The organism is Halorhodospira sp. 9622, assembly GCF_022228025.1.
Classification (GTDB): domain Bacteria; phylum Pseudomonadota; class Gammaproteobacteria; order Nitrococcales; family Halorhodospiraceae; genus Halorhodospira; species Halorhodospira halophila_A.
The window spans coordinates 1-337 of the sequence record NZ_JAJNRE010000117.1; the positions used below are offsets into that span (position 1 = coordinate 1).

The following is a 337-nucleotide window of genomic DNA, read 5'->3' on the forward strand; positions in this document are numbered from 1 at the left end:
TGCGGAGCGGCATCCGCGCTCGGCGGGCGTGGCGCATGCTCTCGGATCCATTGCTGAGAAGCGCGAGCGTTTCGCCGAGGCAGCCGAGCACCTGCAGGCGACCCTTGAGCGAGGCGGCAACTCCGCGCAGCTCCACACACAGCTCGCCATGGTGCAGCTCAAGCTTGAGGAGTACGCGGCCGTCGAGCACCACCTGGAGCAGGCTTTAGCCGTGCAGGGGGATTTTGCCCCGGCGCGGATCCTCAAGGCGCGCATCCGGCGTGACGCCGGCGCCGTGGATGAGGCGGTCGACCTGCTCGATGGAGTGATTGAACGGGATCCGGAGAGCGTGAGCGCA

Annotated in this window: 1 protein-coding gene; it reads left to right on the forward strand. The window is 68.0% G+C overall.

The window, feature by feature from the left end:
- Positions 1–337: tetratricopeptide repeat protein (locus LRG07_RS13850; RefSeq protein WP_238642794.1), on the forward strand; the 337-nt coding region annotated here is incomplete at both ends.